This window comes from Variovorax sp. 01N429, assembly GCF_056399425.1.
This window is the reverse complement of record NZ_JBFTRG010000003.1, coordinates 328,980-351,308: the sequence shown is the minus strand read 5'-3', so window position 1 is coordinate 351,308 and position 22,329 is coordinate 328,980. Positions and strand designations below refer to the sequence as shown.

At 64.9% G+C, this 22,329-nt stretch carries 20 protein-coding genes; 13 read left to right on the top strand and 7 right to left on the bottom strand.

Going from position 1 to position 22,329, the window contains the following annotated elements; translation table 11 throughout:
* Positions 1 to 3: 3 nt before the first annotated feature.
* Positions 4 to 1,602 (bottom strand): OpgD/OpgG family glucan biosynthesis protein, encoded by a 1,599-nt coding sequence (locus tag AC1DSF_RS07710; RefSeq protein WP_478126638.1) that lies wholly within the window; start codon positions 1,600 to 1,602, stop codon positions 4 to 6.
* 193 nt (positions 1,603 to 1,795) lie between these two features.
* Here AC1DSF_RS07710 and ada point away from each other — a divergent pair, with 193 nt between their 5' ends.
* The 4 genes from ada to AC1DSF_RS07690 all read left to right on the top strand — a co-directional run bounded on the left by ada (position 1,796) and on the right by AC1DSF_RS07690 (position 5,855).
* The gene (gene ada / locus AC1DSF_RS07705; protein WP_478126637.1) at positions 1,796 to 2,878 is read left to right on the top strand and encodes a bifunctional DNA-binding transcriptional regulator/O6-methylguanine-DNA methyltransferase Ada; all 1,083 of its coding nucleotides are present in this window, start codon (positions 1,796 to 1,798) and stop codon (positions 2,876 to 2,878) included.
* On the top strand, positions 2,875 to 3,612 hold the full coding sequence (locus AC1DSF_RS07700; RefSeq protein WP_478126636.1) for a 2OG-Fe(II) oxygenase: 738 nt from the start codon (positions 2,875 to 2,877) through the stop codon (positions 3,610 to 3,612). Before ada ends, AC1DSF_RS07700 begins: the two co-directional genes overlap by 4 nt.
* 31 nt (positions 3,613 to 3,643) lie before the next feature.
* The gene (gene alkB, locus AC1DSF_RS07695; RefSeq protein ID WP_478126635.1) at positions 3,644 to 4,300 is read left to right on the top strand and encodes a DNA oxidative demethylase AlkB; all 657 of its coding nucleotides are present in this window, start codon (positions 3,644 to 3,646) and stop codon (positions 4,298 to 4,300) included.
* 97 nt (positions 4,301 to 4,397) lie between these two features.
* On the top strand, positions 4,398 to 5,855 hold the full coding sequence (locus tag AC1DSF_RS07690) for an NCS1 family nucleobase:cation symporter-1 (protein ID WP_478126634.1): 1,458 nt from the start codon (positions 4,398 to 4,400) through the stop codon (positions 5,853 to 5,855).
* A gap of 33 nt (positions 5,856 to 5,888) precedes the next feature.
* Here AC1DSF_RS07690 and AC1DSF_RS07685 read toward each other — a convergent pair whose 3' ends face one another.
* The 4 genes from AC1DSF_RS07685 to AC1DSF_RS07670 form a co-directional block, all read right to left on the bottom strand.
* Positions 5,889 to 6,971, bottom strand: a complete 1,083-nt coding sequence (locus AC1DSF_RS07685; RefSeq protein WP_478126633.1) for a TAXI family TRAP transporter solute-binding subunit — start codon at positions 6,969 to 6,971, stop codon at positions 5,889 to 5,891.
* Between the two features lie 52 nt (positions 6,972 to 7,023).
* On the bottom strand, positions 7,024 to 7,797 hold the full coding sequence (locus AC1DSF_RS07680; protein ID WP_478126632.1) for a hypothetical protein: 774 nt from the start codon (positions 7,795 to 7,797) through the stop codon (positions 7,024 to 7,026).
* Between the two features lie 214 nt (positions 7,798 to 8,011).
* Positions 8,012 to 9,076, bottom strand: a complete 1,065-nt coding sequence (locus tag AC1DSF_RS07675) for an MBL fold metallo-hydrolase (RefSeq protein WP_478126631.1) — start codon at positions 9,074 to 9,076, stop codon at positions 8,012 to 8,014.
* 13 nt (positions 9,077 to 9,089) lie between these two features.
* Positions 9,090 to 9,689, bottom strand: a complete 600-nt coding sequence (locus AC1DSF_RS07670) for a LuxR C-terminal-related transcriptional regulator (protein WP_478126630.1) — start codon at positions 9,687 to 9,689, stop codon at positions 9,090 to 9,092.
* Positions 9,690 to 9,787: 98 nt separating this feature from the next.
* Between AC1DSF_RS07670 and AC1DSF_RS07665 the strand changes: the two genes are divergently transcribed.
* From AC1DSF_RS07665 to AC1DSF_RS07650, 4 genes are all read left to right on the top strand, one after another.
* Positions 9,788 to 10,600, top strand: coding sequence for a CoA transferase subunit A (locus tag AC1DSF_RS07665; protein ID WP_478126629.1), 813 nt, complete (start codon positions 9,788 to 9,790; stop codon positions 10,598 to 10,600).
* A gap of 1 nt (position 10,601) precedes the next feature.
* Entirely contained in the window at positions 10,602 to 11,240 is a 639-nt protein-coding gene (locus AC1DSF_RS07660; RefSeq protein ID WP_478126628.1) for a 3-oxoacid CoA-transferase subunit B, read from the top strand.
* 48 nt (positions 11,241 to 11,288) lie between these two features.
* On the top strand, positions 11,289 to 12,668 hold the full coding sequence (locus AC1DSF_RS07655) for a CoA transferase (protein WP_478182564.1): 1,380 nt from the start codon (positions 11,289 to 11,291) through the stop codon (positions 12,666 to 12,668).
* Positions 12,669 to 12,777: 109 nt separating this feature from the next.
* Positions 12,778 to 13,203 (top strand): hypothetical protein, encoded by a 426-nt coding sequence (locus AC1DSF_RS07650; protein WP_478182563.1) that lies wholly within the window; start codon positions 12,778 to 12,780, stop codon positions 13,201 to 13,203.
* A 402-nt stretch (positions 13,204 to 13,605) separates the two neighbouring features.
* Here AC1DSF_RS07650 and AC1DSF_RS07645 read toward each other — a convergent pair whose 3' ends face one another.
* The gene (locus tag AC1DSF_RS07645) at positions 13,606 to 14,493 is read right to left on the bottom strand and encodes a LysR family transcriptional regulator (RefSeq protein WP_478182562.1); all 888 of its coding nucleotides are present in this window, start codon (positions 14,491 to 14,493) and stop codon (positions 13,606 to 13,608) included.
* A 101-nt stretch (positions 14,494 to 14,594) separates the two neighbouring features.
* On the opposite strand from AC1DSF_RS07645, the gene AC1DSF_RS07640 reads away from it, so the two are divergent.
* The 5 genes from AC1DSF_RS07640 to AC1DSF_RS07620 all read left to right on the top strand — a co-directional run bounded on the left by AC1DSF_RS07640 (position 14,595) and on the right by AC1DSF_RS07620 (position 21,766).
* Entirely contained in the window at positions 14,595 to 16,118 is a 1,524-nt protein-coding gene (locus tag AC1DSF_RS07640; protein WP_478182561.1) for a CoA-acylating methylmalonate-semialdehyde dehydrogenase, read from the top strand.
* 10 nt (positions 16,119 to 16,128) lie between these two features.
* Positions 16,129 to 17,283 carry an acyl-CoA dehydrogenase family protein gene (locus tag AC1DSF_RS07635; RefSeq protein WP_478182560.1) on the top strand — a complete coding sequence of 385 codons (1,155 nt, stop codon included), beginning with the start codon at positions 16,129 to 16,131 and terminating at the stop codon, positions 17,281 to 17,283.
* Between the two features lie 16 nt (positions 17,284 to 17,299).
* On the top strand, positions 17,300 to 18,415 hold the full coding sequence (locus tag AC1DSF_RS07630; RefSeq protein WP_478182559.1) for an enoyl-CoA hydratase/isomerase family protein: 1,116 nt from the start codon (positions 17,300 to 17,302) through the stop codon (positions 18,413 to 18,415).
* A gap of 41 nt (positions 18,416 to 18,456) precedes the next feature.
* Positions 18,457 to 19,356, top strand: a complete 900-nt coding sequence (gene mmsB / locus AC1DSF_RS07625; RefSeq protein ID WP_478182558.1) for a 3-hydroxyisobutyrate dehydrogenase — start codon at positions 18,457 to 18,459, stop codon at positions 19,354 to 19,356.
* 118 nt (positions 19,357 to 19,474) lie between these two features.
* Positions 19,475 to 21,766: a C1 family peptidase gene (locus AC1DSF_RS07620; protein ID WP_478182557.1), complete on the top strand. Its 2,292-nt coding sequence runs from the start codon at positions 19,475 to 19,477 to the stop codon at positions 21,764 to 21,766.
* A 2-nt stretch (positions 21,767 to 21,768) separates the two neighbouring features.
* Here AC1DSF_RS07620 and AC1DSF_RS07615 read toward each other — a convergent pair whose 3' ends face one another.
* Positions 21,769 to 22,215, bottom strand: coding sequence for an outer membrane lipoprotein (locus AC1DSF_RS07615; RefSeq protein WP_478143251.1), 447 nt, complete (start codon positions 22,213 to 22,215; stop codon positions 21,769 to 21,771).
* Positions 22,216 to 22,329 lie beyond the last annotated feature (114 nt).

Sequence of the window (22,329 nt, the reverse complement as noted above, 5' to 3'; positions counted from 1 at the left end):
CCGCTAAAACGGCTGGAACTGGTAGAGCCAGGTTTCTGACAGCGTCTGGTCGCCAGTCTTCAGGAACAGGCGCATGTCCACCGGATCCGTTCCCTCCGCCGTGAAATCGAACTGCGCGCGCCAATGACCGGGCACGCCATCCGGCACGGCTTCGGCAAAGATGTACGAGAACTTGCCGCGCGAGGCCGTCAACACCAGTTCGGGCTTGGTGCCGAAAGGCAGTGACTCCAGCGGCTTGCCGATGAATTCGACCATGAACTTGCGGATGCCCGCGGGTCTCGGCTGGCCGGGCTGACCCCCGCGGCCAATGCGTGTGGCCAGCACGCGCGCCAGCGGCGAAGGAAAGGGCTCGTCGGCCGCCCAATGCAGGCGGTACTTGAGGGTGTAGCTCGACCCCGCCGTGGCCGGCGCCTTGGGCACCCAGCAGGCGAGCACGTTGTCGTGAATTTCGTCATCCGTGGGAATCTCGATGAGCTGCACGGTGCCTTCACCCCAGTTGCCGAGCGGCTCGACCCAGAGGCTGGGGCGCTTGTCGTAGTAGACGCCATCCTGGTAGTGATCGAAGGAGCGATCGCGCTGCAGCAGCCCGAACCCACGTGGATTGGTGTCCGTGAATGCCGATGCGCGGGTTTGCGTCGGGTTGTTCAGGGGCCGCCAGATGCGCTCGCCGGCGCCGTTCCACATGGCCAGGCCGTCGGAGTCATGCACCTCCGGCCGCCAGTCGATGCCGGTGGGCTTCACGGTTTCGGAATACCAGTACATCGACGTCAACGGCGCAAGGCCGAAGCGGGCGACGTCCCGGCGCAGGAACAGCCGCGAATCGATGTCCATCAAGACTGCCTTGTCGCGCGTGAGCACGAACTTGTAGGCGCCGGTGATGCTGGGCCCTTCGAGCAGGGCGTAGATCGTCATGGAGTTGGCGCTGTCCGACGGGGGCGGCTCGAAGTAGAAGCGCGTGAAGGTCGGAAACTCCTCGGCGCGATCGGGCATGGCCGCGTCGAGCGCGATGCCGCGCGCGGACAAGCCGTACTGGTACAGCTCTCCGATCGCGCGAAAGTACGACGCGCCAAGGAAAGCCGCCCAATCGTTGGTCTGCCAAGGCAACTTCTTCTGATCGCCGAGGCGGCTTTCCTGAAGGCGAAATCCAGCGAATCCGGCACCGTCGGGCAGTTTTCGCGCCGGGCTGTCCGCAGGCATGGTGAAGTAGGCGCTGTCGTAGACGATTTCGCGGGCGAAGCCGTCATCGCCCGCGTTTTCCAGCACGTACATGTGCACCGGCACCTGAAAGAATCGGCCGAGGTGGAAGAAGGTCACCGGAAACTGGCCGGGACCATCCCGGAATAGCGCGTTGTCGGTGTTGAACTTGATCTTGCCGTGTGCGTCGTAGTCGATGCGCTCGAGCACGTCCGCCGGAAGCGATTTATCGGGCGCATAGGGCTGGGCGCCGAGCGACTTCGCGAGTGCAACAAGACGTTCGAAGGAAAAGGGCCGAGGCTGGCTCAGTGTGAGTCCGGCGGCGGCCATTGCTTCGGCAGGAATGCCGAGCGCGGCGAGTACCAGCGATGCTCCGCTGGCCGTGAGGAGTGAACGTCGATCGATCATGTGGCCCAAATGGTAACGAGGCCGCCAGGCAGCCCCCGTAGGCCGAGGGCTGAAGAAAGCACGGTGATGTCGGCATCGTCCTACGATCTGAGGAACGGCCCTGCGTCGAATTCGAAAGCAAGAGCCGGAGTGCGGCGCGCGGCGACGATCCCTACAGTGGACGCATCGACAACGACATGACTGAAGGATGCAAATGAACATGCGCAATCCCAACGAGATGCGGGCCCTCGCCACAGTAAGCGACCCGCGCTGGGCCGCCGTCATGGCCCGTGATGCGGCGGCGGACGGCAGCTTTTTCTATTCGGTCCGCACGACGGGGGTGTATTGCCGGCCTTCCTGCGGCGCACGCCAGGCACGGCCCGAGAACGTGGCCTTTCATGCGAGCGCGGCCGAAGCGGAGCGCGCCGGCTTTCGGCCGTGCAGGCGCTGCAAGCCTGACGCGCCTGCGCAGGCTGCGCAGCAGGCGGACATGGTGGCCGAGTCGTGCCGCTTCATCGAAGCCGCCGAGCAGACGCCGACGCTGGACGAACTCGCGCAAAGGGCGAAGCTCAGCAGCTCGCACTTTCACCGGCTCTTCAAGCAAGTGACCGGCGTCACGCCCAAAGCCTATGCAGCGGCGCATCGCGCGGCTCGCGTACGCCGAGAGCTGTTGCGCAGCGACACGGTGACCGATGCGATCTACGGGTCCGGCTACAACTCCAACGGCCGCTTCTATGAAAGCTCGAACGACATGCTCGGCATGACGCCGACGGCATGGAGGGCAGGCGGCGCCGACACGGACATTCGCTTTGCGATCGGCGAATGCGCACTGGGCGCGATCCTGGTTGCGCAAAGCGAACGCGGCGTCTGCGCCATCGCATTGGGTGATGACGCTGAAGCCTTGGCGCGCGATCTGCAGGACCAGTTTCCGCGGGCTCGGCTGATCGGTGGCGACGCGGAATTCGAAGCACTGGTCGCGAAGGTCGTTGGCTTTGTGGAGGCGCCGGGGGTGGGGCTCGACCTCCCGCTCGACGTTCGCGGCACGGCCTTCCAGCAGCGCGTCTGGCGTGCGCTCCGCGAGATCCCACTGGGCCAGACCGCGAGCTACAGCGAGATCGCGAAACGCATCGGTGCACCGAAGTCGGTGCGTGCGGTGGCGCAAGCCTGCGGCGCCAACGCGCTGGCGGTGGCGATTCCATGCCACCGCGTAGTGCGCAGCGACGGCAGCCTGTCGGGCTATCGCTGGGGCGTGGAGCGCAAGAGTGCGTTGCTTGAACGCGAAGCGAAGACGGCATGAACGCACGAGACAAAATGCCGCTGCGCGACGAGACCGGGCCTCGCGTCGCGGCCATCGATTGGGCACAGGTGGCCGACGAACTCGATGACCAGGGCAACGCCGTGATCGGGGGTCTGCTCACGCCGGCCGAGTGCCGATCCCTGGCGACGATGTATCCGGCCGATGCGCTCTTCCGCAGCCGCGTGGTGATGGAGCGGCACGGCTTCGGGCGAGGCGAATACAAGTACTTCGCCTATCCCTTGCCGGAGTTGATCGGGGACCTGCGCGCGCACATCTATCCACACCTCGCGCCGATCGCGAACCGATGGAATCAGGCGATGGGCATCGACGTGCGCTTTCCGCCGGCGCATGCCGAATTCATCGCGCGCTGCCATGCCGGTGGCCAGCTGCGACCCACGCCGCTGCTCCTGCAATATGGGGCCGACGACTACAACTGCCTGCATCAGGACTTGTACGGCGAGCACGTCTTTCCGCTGCAAGTCGTGGTTCTCCTGTCAGAGCCCGAACGCGATTTCACGGGCGGCGAATTCGTGATGACCGAGCAGCGACCACGCATGCAATCGCGGCCGATGGTGCTGCCGCTGCGGCAAGGCGATGCGGCGGTGATCGCGGTGCACCACCGGCCGGTGCAAGGCACGCGGGGGGTGTATCGGGTCAACCTGCGCCATGGGGTGAGCCGGGTCCGGTCCGGTCGCCGCCACACGCTGGGCATCATCTTTCATGATGCGGCTTGAGCCGGAAAATGAGCATGAGCCAGAGGATTGCATGACGCTGGACCTGTTCGAAGACACCGCTGAATCCGATGTGCCCACCGCGGAGCCATTGGAGCCGGGTGCGGTCGTGTTGCGACGCCATGCGATCGAGCGCGAGACCGAGTTGCTCGCCGCCGTTCAGCAAGTGATTGACCGAGCGCCGCTGCGCCACATGGTCACGCCGGGCGGCTTCCGCATGTCCGTGGCGATGACCAACTGCGGCGAGCTCGGCTGGGTGACCGACCGCACCGGATACCGCTACGACCCGATCGACCCCGACAGCGAACGGCCATGGCCGCGCATGCCGGCGGCCTTCACACGGCTGGCGGCGGATGCGGCTTCGCAAGCCGGGTTCGCCGATTTCGTGCCCGATGCGTGCCTCATCAATCGCTACGAACCCGGCACGCGGCTTTCGCTTCATCAAGACCGCGACGAGCGCGACTACGGCCAGCCCATCGTCTCCGTGTCGCTGGGCATTCCGGCCGTCTTCCTGTTCGGCGGCGCGAAACGGGCCGACAAGGCGCGCCGCGTGCCGCTCGGGCATGGCGACGTGGTGGTCTGGGGAGGGCCGGCGCGTCTGCGTTTCCACGGCGTGCTGCCGTTGAAGGAGGGCACGCATCCGCTTCTGGGCGATTGCCGGATCAATCTCACTTTTCGCAAAGCCGGCTGAATCCGTTGAATCCGTTCGGGAAGCGTTCGGGAAAACCAGTATCTCCATCGGATGGCGAGTGCCTACGCTGGCCTCGTGCGTACAACAGGAGCGATCCATGGAAATCCGCAATCCCTCACCCGGGCTCTACAACGAGGACCTGGCACCCGCCAAGGAACGGAACTGGGGCGCTTTCAGCATCTTCAACGTCTGGACTTCCGACGTTCACAGCCTGTGGGGCTACTACCTCGCGGCCAGCCTGTTCCTGCTGTGCGGCAGCTTCGTCAACTTCCTCATCGCCATCGGACTCAGCTCCCTGGTGATCTTCGGGCTGATGAACCTGATCGGCTATGCCGGTGAAAAGACGGGCGTGCCGTATCCGGTGCTCGCGCGAGCTTCCTTCGGCGTCTGGGGCGCCAATCTGGCGGCGATGGTGCGGGCGGTGGTGGCCTGCTTCTGGTATGGCGCGCAAACAGCGGCGGCTTCAGGCGCCGTGGTCGCGCTATTGATCCGCAGCGATGCGATGCTCGAATTCCACAAGGGCACGCACATCCTCGGGCACTCGGCACTGGAGGTGATCTGCTATCTGGTGATCTGGGCATTGCAACTGCTCATCATCCAGAAAGGCATGGAAACCGTGCGGCGGTTCCAGGACTGGGCGGGCCCCGCAGTGTGGATCGCGATGCTGCTGCTTGCGGTCGGACTGTGCGTCAAGGCCGGCGCTATCTCGTTCGACCATGGCATCCCGATGGACGCGCTGATCCAGAAGACCCAGGACGCTGGCGTCCCTGGCGAACCGGGCTCGTTCTGGGCGTTGATGGCGGTCGGTGCGACATGGATCACCTACTTCGCGGCGCTGTACCTCAACTTCTGCGACTTCTCGCGCTACGCCAAGGACAAGGACGCGGTAAGAAGGGGCAACCTCTGGGGCCTGCCGATCAACCTCGTCGCGTTCTCGCTGGTTGCCGGCGTCACGACGCTCGCAGCCTTCAAGGTCTACGGAGAAGTGTTGCTGCATCCCGAGCAGATCTCCGCCAAGTTCGACAGCTGGGTGCTGGCGCTGATTGCCGCAATCACCTTCGCCGTCGCGACCCTGGGCATCAACGTGGTGGCCAATTTCGTGTCGGCGGCGTTCGACATTTCAAACACCTTCCCGAGGCAGATCAGCTTCAAGAAGGGGGGCCTGATCGCAGCTGCGATTGCGCTGGTGCTCTATCCGTTCGCACCGTGGGAAGGCAACGCCGCGCATTTCGTGAACGCCATCGGGTCCACCATGGGGCCGCTGCTCGGGGTCATCCTGGTCGACTACTACCTGGTCGCGAAGGGCAACATCAATGTGGCGGCGCTCTATCAGGAATACGGCGAGTACCGCTACGAGGGTGGCTGGAACGTCAACGCCCTGGTCGCCGCAGGCATCGGCAGCGTGTTCTCGACCTTGCTGCCTACCTTCACGACCTTGCTGCCTACCTGGTGGAACATCTACGGCTGGTTCTTCGGCGTGGTGATCGGCGGCGGTGTCTATTTCGTCATGGCGACGCTGCGTCCGCGCGCAGCGGTCGCGGCAGCGAGTGCCTGAGCCTCGCGCCCGAAGCCTTGCCCGAACCGGAAGCTACTTTCTGCAGATGCCGAGTACCAGCTCCTGGTCAGAGCACGGTCTGGCTTGGGGTGGCGCCGCCTTCACCGGCGTCGCCCGGGCTGTGGCGGCCGCCTGCTGGCCAGCGATGCAGGCTCGCATCCGCTTCTCCATCGGAGCGTAGTAGCGCCATCCCTGGCTGAGGGGAGGCAGTTCGAATTTCACCTGCTTCCACTTCGGATGTCCGTTGGCCTGGAGCTTGTCGAAGTTGGTACACAGCGAGTCCGCGAAGCGGATGAGATTTCCGACGGTCGATTGAAGGTTGTATTCGTAGGTGACCAGGTAGGCCTTCACCGTCAGCGTCGGGATGTCGGCGGACAGCCATGCCGGGTAGCTGCTGGCGCGGATCACGGCCGGAAAGTAGGTCTTCTTCGCGCGCGCTGTCTCGGGCGCCGCATTGTCCAGCTTCAGGATCTTGATGTAGTTGCGCGCCTCCGGCTTCATGTCCGCGAAAAGCTTGGCGGGCTGCCCGGCGACGATGATCGCGACGTCGATCGTCTTGTCGACCGTGAGCTTCACGAGTGCATCCTCGTTGCCCAGGTACTCGATGTTGGCGGCAGGGATCTGTTCGCCGAACATCAGGTTGTAGATGGTTCGCGAAGTGAGCGCCGTGCCGCTGCCCAGGGGGCCGACGCTGATCCTCTTGTTCTTGATCTCGTTGATGGAGTTCATCGGCGCGTCTGCGCGGGCGACGAAGTAGATCTCCTCGTCATACAGCGGCATGATGAGCCGCAGCGGACGAATGATGTTTCCGGCCTCTGCGTTGCCTGCCTTCGCTTCGTCCAGGAAAGCCTGGTAGACGTCCGACTGCACCAGGGCCAGCTTGACCCCGGGCTCGAAGCGCATGCGCTGAACGTTCTCCGCCGACCCTTTGGACTCGAGCACTTCGAGGTCGATGCCCGCGGGCTCGGCGATCCACTTGGCAATGTCGTTGCCGATCTGGATGTAGGTGCCCGTCTTCGATGCGGTGACGATCTTGTACGCCGCCCGGTTCTGCGCCAGCGCAGGGGACAGGAAGACCATCATCAACAACGCGGTCAGGAAGGTTCTGATTGGCATGCTGGCTCCTTGAAGTCGATCGGTTGTGATTGTTATCGGTGTCTCGTTGCTTCTACTTTTGGCAGAGGCCCAGCGCCGTCAGCGTGGTGGTGCAATCCTTTTCAGTCGATTTCGCCGCGCCCGCCGCTTGCGCAGGGGATGAAGAGGGAGGGGGCGGGGCGCTTGTGTTTGCCGGAGCACGGGGAGCCGCGGGCTCGCCGAGTCCGAGCGCATTGGTTGTTTGACGGGCGGCGTCATTGACCGGCGCCGGTGCCTGGACGCGGCTCTGGGCTTGGACCGGCGCCGACTGCGCCGGCGGCGGAAGACCGATCGCCTTCGATGCCTTCAGCGCGGCCTCCCTGAGTTGCTCGCGCTTCGCGACCTGCTCCTGTAATCTTCGATCGAACGCCTGTCGGAGGGCCTGAACGCCTGCATCGTCCGCATGTTCGGTCTCGAGTCCTTCGAGGATGCGCGCCGCGCCGCCGAGGTCGCCGCGATCCATCGCACTGTGCACTTGCTCCAGGTTCGCCTTGAACTCCCGCTGCCTGCCGGCCTCGCTGCCGTTGTCGAGGTACAGGTTGTCGATCAACAGGGCGATCGCCACGAGGGCCAGCGCAGCCACGACGCTGATGACGAGGCGTATCGGCAATAGTGAACTGCCGGCCCAATGCCGCGGCATTCCGCGGCCCCCCAGCACTTCCTTCTGCCAGTAGCCTCCGGGGCGCACGAGTCCGATTTCAGGGTCCGTTTCGTCGTTGGCTGCTGCGGTCGTCGGGACAGGGTAGCCAAGCGATTCGGAGGTCTGTGCGTCCGGCTGCACGGTGTCGGCGAAGTCCACGACATCCATGGGTGCCGGCGCTGCGCGCCTGACCGGAGAAACATGATCGGGAAATTGGTCTCTGCCGCAATACGGACAAAACTGAACCCCTTTCTGCAGCAGTGCAGCGCAGTGCTTGCAAGGCACTGACATCGACGGGTCCGGATCGGCCATGTTCATCATTACTTAAATCGAATGTATTACACGATGACGGCGGCATTTTGATTATTGACCTACGTTTGCGTCAATCCAACGCTTTGGGGGTTCGCAATGTGAGTTTGCGTGTCTCGCCTACGGCAAGAACGAAGAATTCGTCTTCGGGCATGCCCTGTGCGGCACGCAGCTCGGCCAGCTTTCTGGGGGGCTCGTCGAGAGCCTCGTCAGTCAGATTGAATACTCCCCAGTGAATGCCCAGCGAGCGCTTGGCAGCCACATCACGATGAATCCGCAGTGCTTCTTCGACGTCCACGTGCTGTGTCTGCATGAACCAGCGCGGCGCATAGGCGCCGATCGGTATCAACGCAATGTCGAAGCCGCCGCCTTGCTCGGGCGTTTGCCGATCGGCAAAGTGACGGCGAATGTCGGCGAAGTCGCGCGAATAGCCCGTGTCTCCGGTGAAGAGCAGATGGCAGTCCGGCGCCAGCACCACAAAGCCGCCCCATAGCGTCGCCATGGCGTCTCTCGGACTCCTGGAGGACCAATGCTGCGCGGGCACCAGAGCCACTTCGACAGCGCCTTGCGGCCCCGCTACCGGATGCCGTTCCCACCAATCGAGTTCGACTGCGTTGTGCACGTGGTGCGCAGCCAGCCAGGCCTTGAGCCCCAACGGAACGATGAAGAGGGGCGGACCCCCGCGCTGCCCGTTCAGAGCGGCCACGGAAGCCAGGTCGAGGTGGTCATAGTGGTTGTGCGAGACCAGCACCAGATCGATGTGCGGCAAGTCGGCGAGCGCAATGCCCGGCGGCGTCTGCCGCGTGGGGCCGACCAGTGGCACGGGAGACGCCCGCTGCGAGAACATCGGATCGGTCAGCATCGTGAGGCCGCCGAGTTGGGCCAGCACGGTGGCATGGCCGATCCAGTTCACGGCCGGCAGCATTGCAACGCCCGCGCTGCCGTTGGCGCGCAGCCAGGGCAGGTCGGCCGCCACGCGCGGCGTGGGCGCGAGCGGCGGTGGCGGCAGGTGATTGCGGATCGCATCCCTGCGCCAGCGCAGAAGCTCCGAGAGGCTCTTCGGCTGAAACTCGATGTAGTTGTTCTGGAATCCGCGTGCGCGGTGGTGGGGTTTTTCGGGGTCGTGCGAAGAGGCCATCGTTGGCCGGAATCTATCCTGCGATCAGCTTTTGCACCAATTCGGCGGTCGTCGCCGCCGCGTACTTGCGCATCAGCCGCGCGCGATGAATCTCGACCGTGCGGTGGCTGATCGCGAGCGCCTTGCCGATTTCCTTGGAGGTGCGGCCCTGCATCACCTGCGCGGCGACTTCGCGTTCGCGCGGCGTGAGTTCGGCCTTGGCCGAGCGCCGCGATCCCAGGTCCTCGAAGGTCCAGATGCCCGCCTCGTGCGGCGCGGCTCGATTCAGCGCCTGGCCGCTCACGTGGCACCAGAAGGTCTCGCCTGCGAATGCGCCGTGCAGGTTGCCCAGCCTTTTCATCATCCGGTTGTCGGCATAACGGCCGCTGGCGTTCAGGATCGGCTCCATCCGCTTGCCGATCCGTTCGAATTCGGCGACGCTCGGGTAGAGCACCTGAAAGGATTGACCGACCAGCGCATCGCGCGTGGTGCCGAACATCTCGCAAACGCGCGCATTGCAGCCGACGATGTTGCGATGACGGGAGAGCACCATGCCGACCGGCGCGAGCTCGAAGGCGAGCCGGTAGTCGACGGTCTGCCATTCCTTGGCGGGGGCCTTGTCGGGTGTCTCCATTACGAAATACTACGTATGCCTCTACGTAGTATCGTCGAAGGCGATTCACGGTCAACATCCATCACCACCATCACCACCATCATCACCAACGAGGAACCATGGCGAACAAGATCTACCCCTCCGCCGATGCGGCACTCAAGGGCGTCGTGGCCGACGGCCAGACTCTCGCCGTCGGTGGCTTCGGCCTCTGCGGCATTCCCGAAGCGCTGATCGATGCCCTGCACGACTCCGGCGTCAAGAACCTCACCTGCATCTCCAACAACGCGGGGGTCGACGGTTTCGGCCTCGGCAAGCTGCTGGGGACGCGCCAGATCAAGAAGATGATCGCGAGCTACGTGGGCGAGAACAAGGAGTTCGAGCGCCAATACCTGGCGGGCGAACTGGAGCTCGAATTCACGCCGCAAGGCACGCTGGCCGAAAAGCTGCGTGCGGGCGGTGCCGGCATCCCGGCCTTCTTCACCAAGACCGGCGTCGGCACGCAGGTCGCCGAGGGCAAGGAGCTTCGCGAATTCGATGGTGAAACCTACGTGATGGAACGCTCGCTGGTGCCAGACGTGGCATTGGTCAAGGCCGACGTCGCGGACAAGTCGGGCAACCTGCGCTTTCGCCTGACGGCGCGCAACTTCAATCCCGCCGCGGCCATGGCCGGCAAGGTCTGCATCGTCGAAGTCGAGAAGATCGTCGAAGTCGGCGAGATCGCACCGGACGATGTTCATCTGCCGGGCATCTACGTGCATCGCATCGTCCTCAACAGCAACCCCGAGAAGCGCATCGAGAAGCGCACCGTGAGCGCTGCGGCCCCGGTCGATGCGGTCGCCGCGAAGGTCGAGGCGCAAGCCGCCATCGCGCAAGCAGCCGCCGGCAGCGAAGTGCCGGCCCCCATCAAAAGCAACAACGGCAAGGGAGCTTGACATGCCTTGGACCCAGGACCAGATGGCCGCACGCGCGGCACAAGAACTCGAAGACGGCTTCTACGTGAACCTCGGCATCGGCATCCCGACGCTGGTCGCGAACTTCGTCGGCGACAAGGAGGTGTGGCTGCAGAGCGAGAACGGCATGCTGGGCATCGGCCCTTTCCCGACCGAAGACCAGGTCGACGCCGACCTTATCAACGCCGGCAAGCAGACCGTGACGACCATTCCCGGCTCGGCCATCTTCGGCAGCCACGACAGCTTTGCGATGATCCGCGGCGGCAAGATCAACCTGTCCATCCTCGGCGCCATGCAAGTGAGCAGCAAGGGCGATCTCGCCAACTGGATGATCCCGGGCAAGATGGTCAAGGGCATGGGCGGTGCCATGGACCTCGTCGCCGGCGTGAAGCGCGTGATCGTGCTGATGGAACACGTCGCAAAGAAGAAGGACGGCACCGAGGACCTCAAGATCCTCGAGAAGTGCTCGCTGCCGCTGACGGGCGTGGGCGTGGTCGACCGCATCATCACGGATCTGGCTGTCATCGACGTCGTGCCCGAAGGCTTGAAGGTGGTCGAACTCGCGCCGGGCGTGACCTTCGACGCCCTGCAGTCGAAGACCGGTGCCAAGCTGATCCAGTAGCGAGGTCACCGGCAGCGCTGTCTGGTGCGCAAGGACAGGAGCACGAACATGGACGGGGCGGAAGCTCTCAAGGACATCTGGCAACTGTCAGGCTTGCCGCTGGATGCGCTGGCCTTTGCGCGCCTCGGCGGCGCTGACCCCGTGCTGCCTTCCTCTTTTGCCGTCGGCGTGGCGGCGCAGAGCACGATTGCCGCCGCAGCACTTGCCGCCTGCGAATTGGGGCACGTGCGAGGCGTGCCGCGCCAGCAGGTCGAGGTCGACATGCTGCATGCCGCGCTCGAATGCACGGCCTGGTACAGCGTCGACGGGCGGGTGCCCGACGCCTGGGACCCGTTCTCGGGCCTTTATCGCACGGCGGATGGTTGGGTGCGCATCCATGCCAACTTTGCGCACCATCGCGACGGCGCGCTCCGGCTGCTGGGGCTCGATCCGGCCACCGCCCAGCGCGCCGATGCCGAAGCGGCCATGCAGACGTGGAAGTCGATCGACTTCGAAGACGCAGCGGCCGCCAAGGGCTTGGTGGCAACCGCACTGCGCCGTTTCGACGACTGGGACGCCACCCCGCAGGGCAGGGCACTGGTGTCGCAGCCCTTGTTCAGCATCGAACGCATCGGCGATGCACCGCCGCTTGCGCTGCCGCCTCTCGCGGACGACGTACGGCCCTTGTCCGGTGTGCGGGTGCTGGACTTCACGCGCATCCTCGCCGGGCCCGTGGGCGGCCGTGCGCTGGCGGCCTATGGCGCCGACGTGATGCTGGTCAATTCACCGAAGCTGCCCAACATCGAGGCCATCGCCGACACCAGCCGCGGCAAGCTCTCGACGCATATCGATCTTCATGAAGAGGCTGGCCGAGACGCGCTGCATCGGTTGGCGAAAGATGCGCACGTCTTCCTCCAGGGCTACCGCCCCGGCGGCATTGCATCGCTGGGCTTCGGTCCGGAGGATGTCGCGCGGACTCGGCCGGGCATGGTCTATGTTTCGCTCTCGGCTTACGGAACGGTTGGCCCATGGGCGGCACGGCGCGGCTTCGATTCGCTCGTGCAGACCGCCATAGGCTTCAACCATGCCGAGGGCGAAGCCGCTGGGGGCGGCAAGCCGAGGCCCTTGCCGATGCAGATCCTCGATGAGGCGACCGGTTACCTCATCGCCATGGGCGCGGCCGCCGCGCTTTGGCGGCAACAACGCGAGGGTGGCAGTTGGCTCGTGCAGGTGTCGCTCGCACAAACCGGCCATTGGTTGCGAGGACTCGGCCGGGTGACCGATGGATTCCGTATCGAAGTGCCTGACAAGGCACCCTACCTGGAAATCTCTCCGTCAGGCTTCGGCGAACTGACCGGGTTCAGGCACAGCGCGCAGCTTTCGCGCACGCCTGCCGCATGGCCGCGGCCATCGATGCCGCCTGGGAGCCATCCGGCGGTCTGGCCCTGAGGTTGGAACGGCGAGTCGAGCCGCTTTTTCATCATCGCTTTGGATGATGACTCGCCAAGGGTGGTCGTCTAATCTCCTGCAGCACGTTGATGAGCGGGAGATTCCGGCCATGTTCAATCGCACACTTCACTACCTCCACGAAGGCGCCAAGAGGGCGTCGGTGCGCTTTTACGTCACGTTGATCGTGTTGGTTCTTCTGGCGCTGATCTGGAAGAGTCCGGCGGGGCATGTCGAGGCGGCCATACACCCGCAGCCTGCAAAGACAACCGGTTCGGTTCCGCCGGAGCCGTCGACTTTCAATTCGCTGCGCAATGCAGCGGCCAGCGGAGACGACTTCGCCAATCGCGAACTCACCGCTGCCTTGCTGGACAGGTATGACGTGAGCGGCAACTCGGATGATCTGTACGAAGCCGTGGTCTGGATCGACAGGCGGTGGGATGATGCCTCCAAGACCGAATTGGCCGCGCGCATCACCACCCAGTATTGCGGGCAGCGCGTCATTCGGTGGCACTGGCTGTGCGCATCCAACGAATAATGGGCTTTTTCGCCCGCGTGATTCTGCTGGCGGCATTGGCCGCCGTAGTCACCGCATGCTCGCGGCCCAATGACGAGCCGATGACCTATGACAAGGTCGTGAATGTGGTGCAGTCGATCGCCTACGAGCCGGATCACCTCGCCGATTTGCTCGGTCGCCGGGTCGCTCTCGATCTCCGGCGCTTTGGCACGACCACCGGCTACTACGTCGACCAGGTCCATCTGATCAGCTTCGGATGTCGCACCGAAGACGGCGATTTCGATGGCCATTTCACGGGCGGACTGCACGTGATCGCAAGGGTCGTCGACTTCGACGCACTGCCGAGCGGCGTCACGACGATCACGCTCGACAGGTGTTCCTCGACCAGGAGCCTGCCCTTCGATCGATATGCGATTTCCTCCGCTACGGCAGCAGCAACGTACGCTGCGCCTCCACGATCTCTCGCAAAAAGTCCCAGGTCGCCTTCATTCGGGCGAGATGGCGCGTCTCCGCCGGAACCGACATCCAGAACGTGCGCGTGAAGTTCGCCTCGTCGGGCAGCACGCGCCGCAAGGATTTGTCCCGTTCCGCAATGAAGGCCGGCAGCACCGCGATGCCGGCCCCCGCCACCGTCGCCTGGTGCTGCGCCAGGATGCTGGTGCTGCGCAGCGCGAAAGAGTCCGGGCGATAAAGCTCGTCCAGGTACTGGAGCTCCTTGCTGAAGAGCAGGTCGTCCACGTAGCTGATGAAGGTGTGGCCGCGCAGGTCGTCGCGCTTGCGGATGGCGCCATGCTTGGCCAGATACTGCCTGGAGGCATAGAGGCGCAGCACGTAGTCCGTCAGTTTGGTCACCACCACCGGCCCGCGCGCGGGGCGTTCGAGCGAGATCACGATGTCGGCTTCGCGGCGCGACAGATGAACCAGCCGTGGCATCGCCAAAAGGTCGATCACGAGCTTGGGATGCTGCTGCGCGAAGAGTGCCAGGTGCGGCGCCAGCACGATGGTGCCGAAGCCCTCCGTCGCGCCGATGCGTACCAATCCTGACAAGCCCTCATCGGAGGCCGGCGTCGTGCTCTCGACCGTGAGAAAGGCGCTTTCCATCGCTTCGACCTGGGGCTGCAACCGGCGGCCCGCTTCGGTCAGCCGGTGCCCGTCGGCCTCGCGCGAGAAGAGGGCGGTGCCGACCTGCTTTTCCAGCGTCTGGATGCGACGCGCCACCGTCGTGTGATCGACCGCCAGACGGCGCGCCGCCCCCACCAGGGTGCCCGAGCGCGCGAGCTCCAGAAAAAAGCGAAGGTTGTCCCAGTCCATGCGTTGCAATTATGCAGATCGGGGATGCGTATTTGTCTATTGCCATGGCAAAAGTGCAAAGCTAGCATCACCTCCTGCACCCCATTCAGGAGACAAGATTCATGGACGCCACCACCACACCCGCGACGAAGGTCGCCACCGTCAAGCTGCTCATCGGCGGCAAGTTCGTCGAGTCGAAGACCGCCGAATGGCGCGACATCGTCAATCCCGCGACGCAGGAAGTGCTCGCGAAGGTGCCTTTCGCGACGCAGGCCGAAGTCGATGCGGCGGTCGATTCGGCCAAGGAAGCCTTCAAGACCTGGCGCAAGACGCCCATCGGTGCGCGCTCGCGCATCTTCTTGAAGTACCAGCAGCTCATTCGCGAGAACATGGCCGAGCTGGCGGCGATTCTCACGGCGGAGCAAGGCAAGACACTGCCCGACGCCGAAGGCGACGTGTTCCGCGGGCTCGAAGTGGTCGAGCATGCAGCCGGCATCGGCAACCTGCAGCTGGGCGAGCTGGCCAACAACGTGGCCAACGGCGTCGATACCTACACGCTGCTGCAGCCGCTGGGCGTATGCGCCGGCATCACGCCCTTCAATTTCCCCGCGATGATTCCGCTGTGGATGTTCCCGATGGCCATCGTCACGGGCAACACCTTCGTGCTCAAGCCTTCCGAACAGGACCCGATGGTGACGATGCGCCTGTGCGAGCTCGCGCTCGAAGCCGGCATCCCGCCGGGCGTGCTCAACGTCGTGCATGGCGGTGAAGCGGTGGTCAACGCGATCTGCGACCACAAGGACATCAAGGCGATCTCTTTCGTCGGCTCGACCAAGGTCGGCACGCACGTCTACAACCGCGCGACGCTCGCCGGCAAGCGCGTGCAATGCATGATGGGCGCGAAGAACCACGCCATCGTCATGCCCGATGCCAACAAGGAGCAGACGCTCAACGCACTCGCGGGTGCCAGCTTCGGCGCTGCCGGCCAGCGCTGCATGGCGGTGTCGGTCGCGGTGCTGGTGGGCGATGCGCAGAAGTGGGTGCCCGATCTGGTCGCCAAGGCAAAGACGCTGAAGGTCGGCGCGGGCACGGAGAAGGGCGTCGACGTCGGCCCGCTGGTTTCGTGCGCTGCGTATGACCGTGTCAGCGGCCTGATCGAACGCGGCGTGGCCGATGGCGCGACGCTCGCGCTCGACGGACGCAACCCCACAGTGCCAGGCTACGAGAAGGGCAACTTCGTCGGCCCGACGGTGTTCGCTGACGTCAAGCCCGGGATGTCGATCTACGAGCAGGAGATCTTCGGCCCGGTGCTGTGCCTTGCGAATGCAGAGACGATCGACGAGGCCATCGAGCTCATCAACGCCAACCCGAACGGCAACGGCACGGCGATCTTCACGCAGTCCGGTGCGGCGGCGCGCCGCTTCCAGGAAGACATCGACGTGGGCCAGGTCGGTATCAACGTGCCAATTCCGGTGCCAGTGCCGATGTTCTCGTTCACGGGCTCGCGCGCATCCAAGCTGGGCGACCTGGGGCCTTACGGCAAACAGGTCGTCCTGTTCTACACGCAGACCAAGACAGTGACCGCGCGCTGGTTCGACGACAGCACCGTCTCGCACGGCGTCAACACCACGATCAGCCTCAAGTAAGCTCGTCCGCATGGACTTCGAGCTGACTGAAGAACAGCGCGCATTCGCGCAGACCGCGCGCGATTTCGCGCTGAGTGAATTCGCGCCGCATGCGGCCCGCTGGGATGCCGAGGCGATCTTCCCCAAGGAGGCGATCGCCAAGGCTGGCGAACTCGGCTTCTGCGGCCTCTATGCGCCCGAGAGCATCGAGGGGCTGGCGCTGCCGCGGCTCGATGCCGCTCTGGTGTTCGAGGAGATGGCCGCAGTCGATCCGTCGACGACGGCTTTCATCACCATTCACAACATGGCGACGTGGATGCTGGGCACCTGGGGCGGCCCTGCCGTGCGTGAGCAATGGGGCGCGGATCTGACCAGCGGCCGCAAGCTCGCGTCCTATTGCCTGACCGAGCCGGGCGCCGGATCGGACGCCGGCTCACTCAAGACGCGCGCCGAGTTGCACGGCAACGACTACGTCATCAATGGTGGCAAGGCTTTCATCTCGGGTGCCGGCGCGACGGACGTGTTGGTGCTGATGGCGCGCACCGGCGGTGGCGGTGCCGGCGGTATTTCGGCCTTCGCGGTTCCGGCGGATGCGCCAGGCATCAGCTACGGCAAGAAGGAACACAAGATGGGCTGGAACAGCCAGCCCACGCGCACCATCAACTTCGACAACGTGCGAGTGCCTGCGGCGAACCTGCTCGGCAGCGAAGGCGAAGGCTTTCGCATCGCCATGAAGGGGCTCGACGGCGGGCGCATCAACATCGCGACCTGCTCGGTCGGCGCGGCGCAGGGCGCGCTGGATGCGGCCCGGCGCTATCTGCATGAACGCCAGCAGTTCGGCAAGCCTCTCGCAAGCTTCCAGGCGCTGCAGTTCAAGCTCGCCGACATGGCGACCGAACTCGTGGCCGCGCGCCAGATGGTGCGCCTCGCCGCGAGCAAGCTCGACGCCGGCCATGCCGACGCCAGCACCTATTGCGCGATGGCAAAGCGCTTCGCCACGGATGCTGGCTTCAATGTGTGCAACGACGCCTTGCAGTTGCATGGCGGCTATGGTTACCTGAGCGAATTCCCGCTGGAGCGGCTGGTGCGCGATGCGCGCGTGCATCAGATCCTCGAAGGCACCAATGAAATCATGCGAATGATCGTCGCGAGAAAGCTCCTCGAAGGCGACAGCGACATCCGATGAACCCAACCCAGAACAAATGACAGATCCAGTCGTCCTCTTCAGCGAAATCAAGACAGCCACCGGCAAGCGCTTCGGCGTGGCCACCCTCAATGCGCCTGCTTCGCTCAATTCGCTCTCGGTGGCGATGGTGCGGTTGCTTATTCCCAAGCTGCAGGAATGGGCGAACGACGATGGCGTCGTCGGCGTGTTGCTCGATGCCGCGGGCGAGAAGGCTTTCTGCGCCGGCGGTGACTTGCGCCAGCTCTACCAGACGCTGCTCGAATGCGGGCCTGCGCGCAACACTTATGCGGAGTCGTTCTTCAGCGAGGAGTACGAGCTCGACTACCTGATTCACACCTTTCCGAAGCCCTTCCTGTGCTGGGGACACGGCATCGTCATGGGCGGGGGCGTCGGCCTGATGGCGGGCGCATCACACCGCGTCGTGACATTGCAGAGCCGCATTGCGATGCCGGAGATCAACATTGGCCTGTACCCCGACGTGGGCGGAAGCTGGTTCCTGCGCCGGGCGCCCGGTCGCATTGGCCTCTTCCTCGCACTGACGGCGGCGCCGCTGAATGCGGCTGACGCGATCTTCTGCGGCCTGGCAGACATCGTCGTGCCGCAGGAGCGCAAGGCGCAGCTGCTGGAAGCCGTTGCATCGAGTGCATGGAAAGGCGAGACGAAGGCAGACCGCGCGACGTTGTCACGTCTGCTGGCGCATGCCGGGGAGGGCACCGAAAAGCAGCATTCGAAGCTCAGGGAGCACTTCGACACGATCAATGCGCTGATGGCCGGCGACGATCTGCTCGATATCGCCAAGCGCCTGCGCGAGTTGAAATCGGACGATGCGTGGCTGCTGACCGCCGCCGCCACCTTCATGAAAGGCGCTCCGAGCACGGCGGCATTGTCTTTTGCGCTCTGGCAGCGCGTGCTTCACATGTCGCTGGCTGAAGTGTTCCGCCTGGAGTACTGGGCATCGCTCGGCTGCTGCGCGCACAAGGACTTTGCCGAAGGCATCCGCGCGCTGCTGATCGAGAAGGACCGCAATCCGCGCTGGAACCCGCCGACGCTCGAAGAGATCACGCCCGAGTTCATCGAAGACCACCTCCGCGTGCGCGCCGAAGGGCCGCACCCGCTGGCGGCGCTCGTCTGAGCGCCATCCAGTCCAATCATCCAAACAGTGGAGACAAGCACATGAAGATCGCATTCATCGGACTCGGCAACATGGGTGGCCCGATGGCACTGAACCTGCACAAGGCCGGCCACGCGCTCAGCGCGTTCGACCTTTCGGCCGAAGCATGCAGGAAGCTGGCTGGCGAGGGCGTGGCCATTGCCTCGTCGGCGGCCGAAACGCTCGCAGGTGCCGAAGTCGTGATCAGCATGTTGCCTGCGAGCCAGCACGTCGAAGCGCTTTACCTCGGCAGCGAAGGCAAGCCCGGGTTGATGGCGGCGATCCCCCCCGGCACGCTGGTGATCGACAGCAGCACCATCGCGGCCGCCACCTCGCGCAAGGTGGCAGAGGCGGGGGCGAAGCGCGGGGTGGCCGTGATCGACGCACCCGTCTCCGGCGGCACCGGTGGCGCGATCGCCGGCACCTTGACCTTCATGGTCGGCGGCGCGGAGGCCGATCTCGAGCGCGCGCGGCCCGTGCTCGAGAAGATGGGCGCCAACATCTTCCACGCAGGCGGCGCGGGCGCTGGCCAGACTGCGAAGATCTGCAACAACATGCTGCTCGGCATCCTGATGATCGGCACTTCGGAAGCGATTGCGCTGGGCGTCGCGAACGGGCTCGATCCGAAGGTGCTGTCGGAGATCATGCGGCGCAGTTCGGGGGGCAACTGGGCGCTCGAAAAGTACAACCCGCTGCCTGGCGTGATGGAGGCTGCACCGGCCTCGAAGGGTTATGCCGGTGGCTTCGGCACCGATCTGATGCTCAAGGATCTCGGACTGGCGCAGGAGAATGCCGCGGCAGTGCGCGCCGCGACGCCTCTGGGTGGCCTTGCGCGCAATCTCTATGCGGCGCACAGCCTCGCCGGCCATGGCGCGCTTGACTTCTCCAGCGTTATCAAGCTGGTGCAGGCCAAGGGCGGCTGAAGACCGCGCCAGCCTGGGGCTGACACGGTCGGCCTAGAGCCTTCGAGCTATTGCGAGGCAGGGGTCGCGCTTCTCACAATCGCGCCCCAGAGGATCGACAAGTAGGAGAAGGCACGCCATGGCCCAGGCAGCACGCACGAAGCCACGCGGCAACAAGAAGACCACGCCTGCAGTCGCCGCCGCGAACGAGATCGCGGCGGCGACGGCGATTCGCACGCCGGTGCCGGGCCGGCTTTTCGATGCGCGGCCCGACCGCCTGGATTTTCGCGACCTCCCTTACCGCGCCCCTTTGCGTTCGCTGCCGCCCAATTGGCCGCGCGAAACCAACGTCGCGCGCTTTCTCGGCAGCTATGTGCAAGCGGGCCTCGTGCTCGATCAGGGCCAGGAGGGCGCCTGCACCGGCTTTGGACTGGCTTGTGTCGCCAACTACCTGCTGTGGGTTGCGCACGTCGAAGTGGACCCTTCGCGGCCTTTCGACGAAGTCAGCCCACGCATGTTCTACGAGCTTGCGCGGCGCTATGACGAATGGCCCGGCACCGACTATGAAGGATCGAGTTGCCGCGGCGCCTTGAAGGGCTGGAACAAGCATGGCGTGTGCGGCCGCAAGTTCTGGCCGTATGACCTCGGCAAGGGCGGGGCCGTGAATTTCCAGCGGCCACTGGACGGCTGGCAAACCGACGCGGGCAAGCGGCCGCTGGGCGTCTACTACCGCATCGATCGCACTTCCGTCGTGGATCTTCAGTCCGCCATCTGCGAGATCGGCGCGGTGTATGTGTCCGGAGACGTACACGACGGATGGGACGACCTGCTTCGCGACACGCCGCAACCGCCCCCGATGAACCACGCCGGGTTGCCGGTCATTCCGCCGCCGGCCGATCCGATGAAGCTGGGAGGCCACGCCTTCGCGCTCGTCGGCTACAACGAGCACGGATTCGTGGTGCAGAACTCGTGGGGCAGGCGCTGGGGTGCCTCGGGCTTTGGCGTGTTGCCGTACGACGACTGGGTCGTGCATGGCACCGATGCGTGGGCCTGCGCCTTGGGGGTGCCGCTCGCACTGACCGATGCCGGCGGCAAGCCACGGCGGGTGAGCGTGTCGGGGTTTCGCGTGCCGAGCGGACAGTCGCTGGTCACTCTCGATCGTGCGACGCGCGTGCCGGACAACCCGGCGGACGATCCATGGCCCATCGACCATCCCTTCAAGGTGGCGGCCTACCAGCCATGGACGACGCCCCGCGCCTACGAGCACACGTTGGTCACCGGCAACAACGGCGAGCTCGTCGCCACGGATTTCACGCGCGGAGCGGCCGACATGACCGGGCTCGTCGCTGAAGTCGTGCATGACCGGCCCTTGGCCTGGCTCGCCAAACAGCCCGCCACCGCCAAGACCCTCAAGCTCGCCATCTACGCGCACGGCGGATTGAACTCGGAGGACGAGTCGATCCGCCGCATTCGCGTGCTCGCGCCGTACTTCGAGGCGAATGGGGTGTACCCGATCTTTCTGACATGGAAGACGGGCGCGGGCGAAACCCTCGCCGACATGACCCAGGACTGGGTTCGGAAGCTTTTCGGTGCCGACGCGGTCCGGGCTGCCGGCGTGCTCGATGCGCTGGGCGACGCCAAAGACCGGGCCATCGAAGCGCTGGCCCATGTGCTGGGCAAGGGCGTCTGGGGCGAGATGCGCGACAACGCTGAGGCGGGCGCTTCGCCGGGCAAGGGACTCGACCTCCTCTCGCGCCAACTCGTGGCGTTGGCGAGCGATCTCGCGGCCAAGGGCAGCGGGCTCGAGCTGCATCTTGTCGGGCACTCCGCCGGATCGATCCTCTTCGGGCATCTGCTGGATCGGATGGTCGCGTTGAACGCACGGGCGGCTGCCGCGCAGCAGGTTCGCGTCGCAAGCTGCACGTTGCTGGCGCCTGCATGTTCGGTTCGATTCGCCGTGCAGCACTACCTCGCTGCCGCGCAGGACGGCGTGATCGACCTGGGCGAGCTGAGGCTGCACGTGCTCTCGGACGAGAACGAAAAGAACGACGCGCTGCCTTCGCCTTCAGTGCCCGCTTACGGCAAGTCGTTGCTCTATCTGGTGTCGCGTGCGCTCGACGACGTACGCAAGATGCCGCTGCTGGGGCTTGTGCGTGCGCATGACCCCAAGTACGCCAACGACAACGATCAATGGGCGGACAGCGAACTGCCTTCGGTGCGGCAATGGCAGGCTGCATGGCCGCCGATCAGTGCTGGCGGCAAGGCACTGCTCGACGTCGTCGTCACGCCGCAGGTGGAGAACACCCGGGAGCACGGGCGCATCCAGGCGACACACGGCTCGTTCGACAACAACATCGTCGTCATGACGGAGCTTGTCCAGCGCCTTGCCGGGCGTCCGTTGGCCGGCGAGATCGAGTGGCTCGACTACTGAGGTTATTGCGGGGTCACGCGGGCGGCTTCGCCGTTGCCCTGGATGAAGACGCGCTGGCCCACGCGAAGCCCGGGAACCACCGGCTGCGTGATTTCGACCAGCACGCCGCTGTCGGTGCGAACGAAGACTTCCTGCCCTGGCATGGGCTGTGCGGCCCTGTTGGCGACCTCCGCGCCCGCCATCGTCCCGCCGATCGCCCCTGCGACCATCGCGACGTCGCGTCCCGTCCCGTTGCCGATCAGGCTGCCCAGGCCCACGCCCGTGAGACCACCGACGACCGCACCTACGCCCGTGTGTGCCGGGCTTCGGATGGTGGTCGGCGTGATCTGCTCGATGGTGCCCTGACGGATCGACATCGGCGCCGACTGTGGGCCGCCCGGTGCCGCGCATGCTGTCAGTACGAGCGCTGTCGCAATCGCCGCGATGCGGGCGTAGAGATTGAATGCCATGAAGAGTCGCCTCGTGTGTGTGACTGCTGAGGCCATAGTTTGGCGTTGATTTGCGCCCACACCAAGCATGTTCGGGCCGCTTCCTTCTTTGGACGGCATCTGCTAGCGCGTCAA

Coding starts and splice junctions, on each gene's coding strand:
- mmsB (WP_478182558.1), top strand. CDS start 18,457: ATGAAGATCGCATTCATCGGACTCGGCAACATGGGTGGCCCGATGGCA.
- AC1DSF_RS07675 (WP_478126631.1), bottom strand. CDS start 9,076: ATGGCCTCTTCGCACGACCCCGAAAAACCCCACCACCGCGCACGCGGA.
- AC1DSF_RS07620 (WP_478182557.1), top strand. CDS start 19,475: ATGGCCCAGGCAGCACGCACGAAGCCACGCGGCAACAAGAAGACCACG.
- AC1DSF_RS07645 (WP_478182562.1), bottom strand. CDS start 14,493: ATGGACTGGGACAACCTTCGCTTTTTTCTGGAGCTCGCGCGCTCGGGC.
- alkB (WP_478126635.1), top strand. CDS start 3,644: ATGACGCTGGACCTGTTCGAAGACACCGCTGAATCCGATGTGCCCACC.
- AC1DSF_RS07680 (WP_478126632.1), bottom strand. CDS start 7,797: ATGGATGTCGTGGACTTCGCCGACACCGTGCAGCCGGACGCACAGACC.
- AC1DSF_RS07700 (WP_478126636.1), top strand. CDS start 2,875: ATGAACGCACGAGACAAAATGCCGCTGCGCGACGAGACCGGGCCTCGC.
- AC1DSF_RS07640 (WP_478182561.1), top strand. CDS start 14,595: ATGGACGCCACCACCACACCCGCGACGAAGGTCGCCACCGTCAAGCTG.
- AC1DSF_RS07665 (WP_478126629.1), top strand. CDS start 9,788: ATGGCGAACAAGATCTACCCCTCCGCCGATGCGGCACTCAAGGGCGTC.
- ada (WP_478126637.1), top strand. CDS start 1,796: ATGAACATGCGCAATCCCAACGAGATGCGGGCCCTCGCCACAGTAAGC.
- AC1DSF_RS07615 (WP_478143251.1), bottom strand. CDS start 22,215: ATGGCATTCAATCTCTACGCCCGCATCGCGGCGATTGCGACAGCGCTC.
- AC1DSF_RS07660 (WP_478126628.1), top strand. CDS start 10,602: ATGCCTTGGACCCAGGACCAGATGGCCGCACGCGCGGCACAAGAACTC.
- AC1DSF_RS07670 (WP_478126630.1), bottom strand. CDS start 9,689: ATGGAGACACCCGACAAGGCCCCCGCCAAGGAATGGCAGACCGTCGAC.
- AC1DSF_RS07635 (WP_478182560.1), top strand. CDS start 16,129: ATGGACTTCGAGCTGACTGAAGAACAGCGCGCATTCGCGCAGACCGCG.
- AC1DSF_RS07650 (WP_478182563.1), top strand. CDS start 12,778: ATGTTCAATCGCACACTTCACTACCTCCACGAAGGCGCCAAGAGGGCG.
- AC1DSF_RS07685 (WP_478126633.1), bottom strand. CDS start 6,971: ATGCCAATCAGAACCTTCCTGACCGCGTTGTTGATGATGGTCTTCCTG.
- AC1DSF_RS07630 (WP_478182559.1), top strand. CDS start 17,300: ATGACAGATCCAGTCGTCCTCTTCAGCGAAATCAAGACAGCCACCGGC.
- AC1DSF_RS07655 (WP_478182564.1), top strand. CDS start 11,289: ATGGACGGGGCGGAAGCTCTCAAGGACATCTGGCAACTGTCAGGCTTG.
- AC1DSF_RS07690 (WP_478126634.1), top strand. CDS start 4,398: ATGGAAATCCGCAATCCCTCACCCGGGCTCTACAACGAGGACCTGGCA.
- AC1DSF_RS07710 (WP_478126638.1), bottom strand. CDS start 1,602: ATGATCGATCGACGTTCACTCCTCACGGCCAGCGGAGCATCGCTGGTA.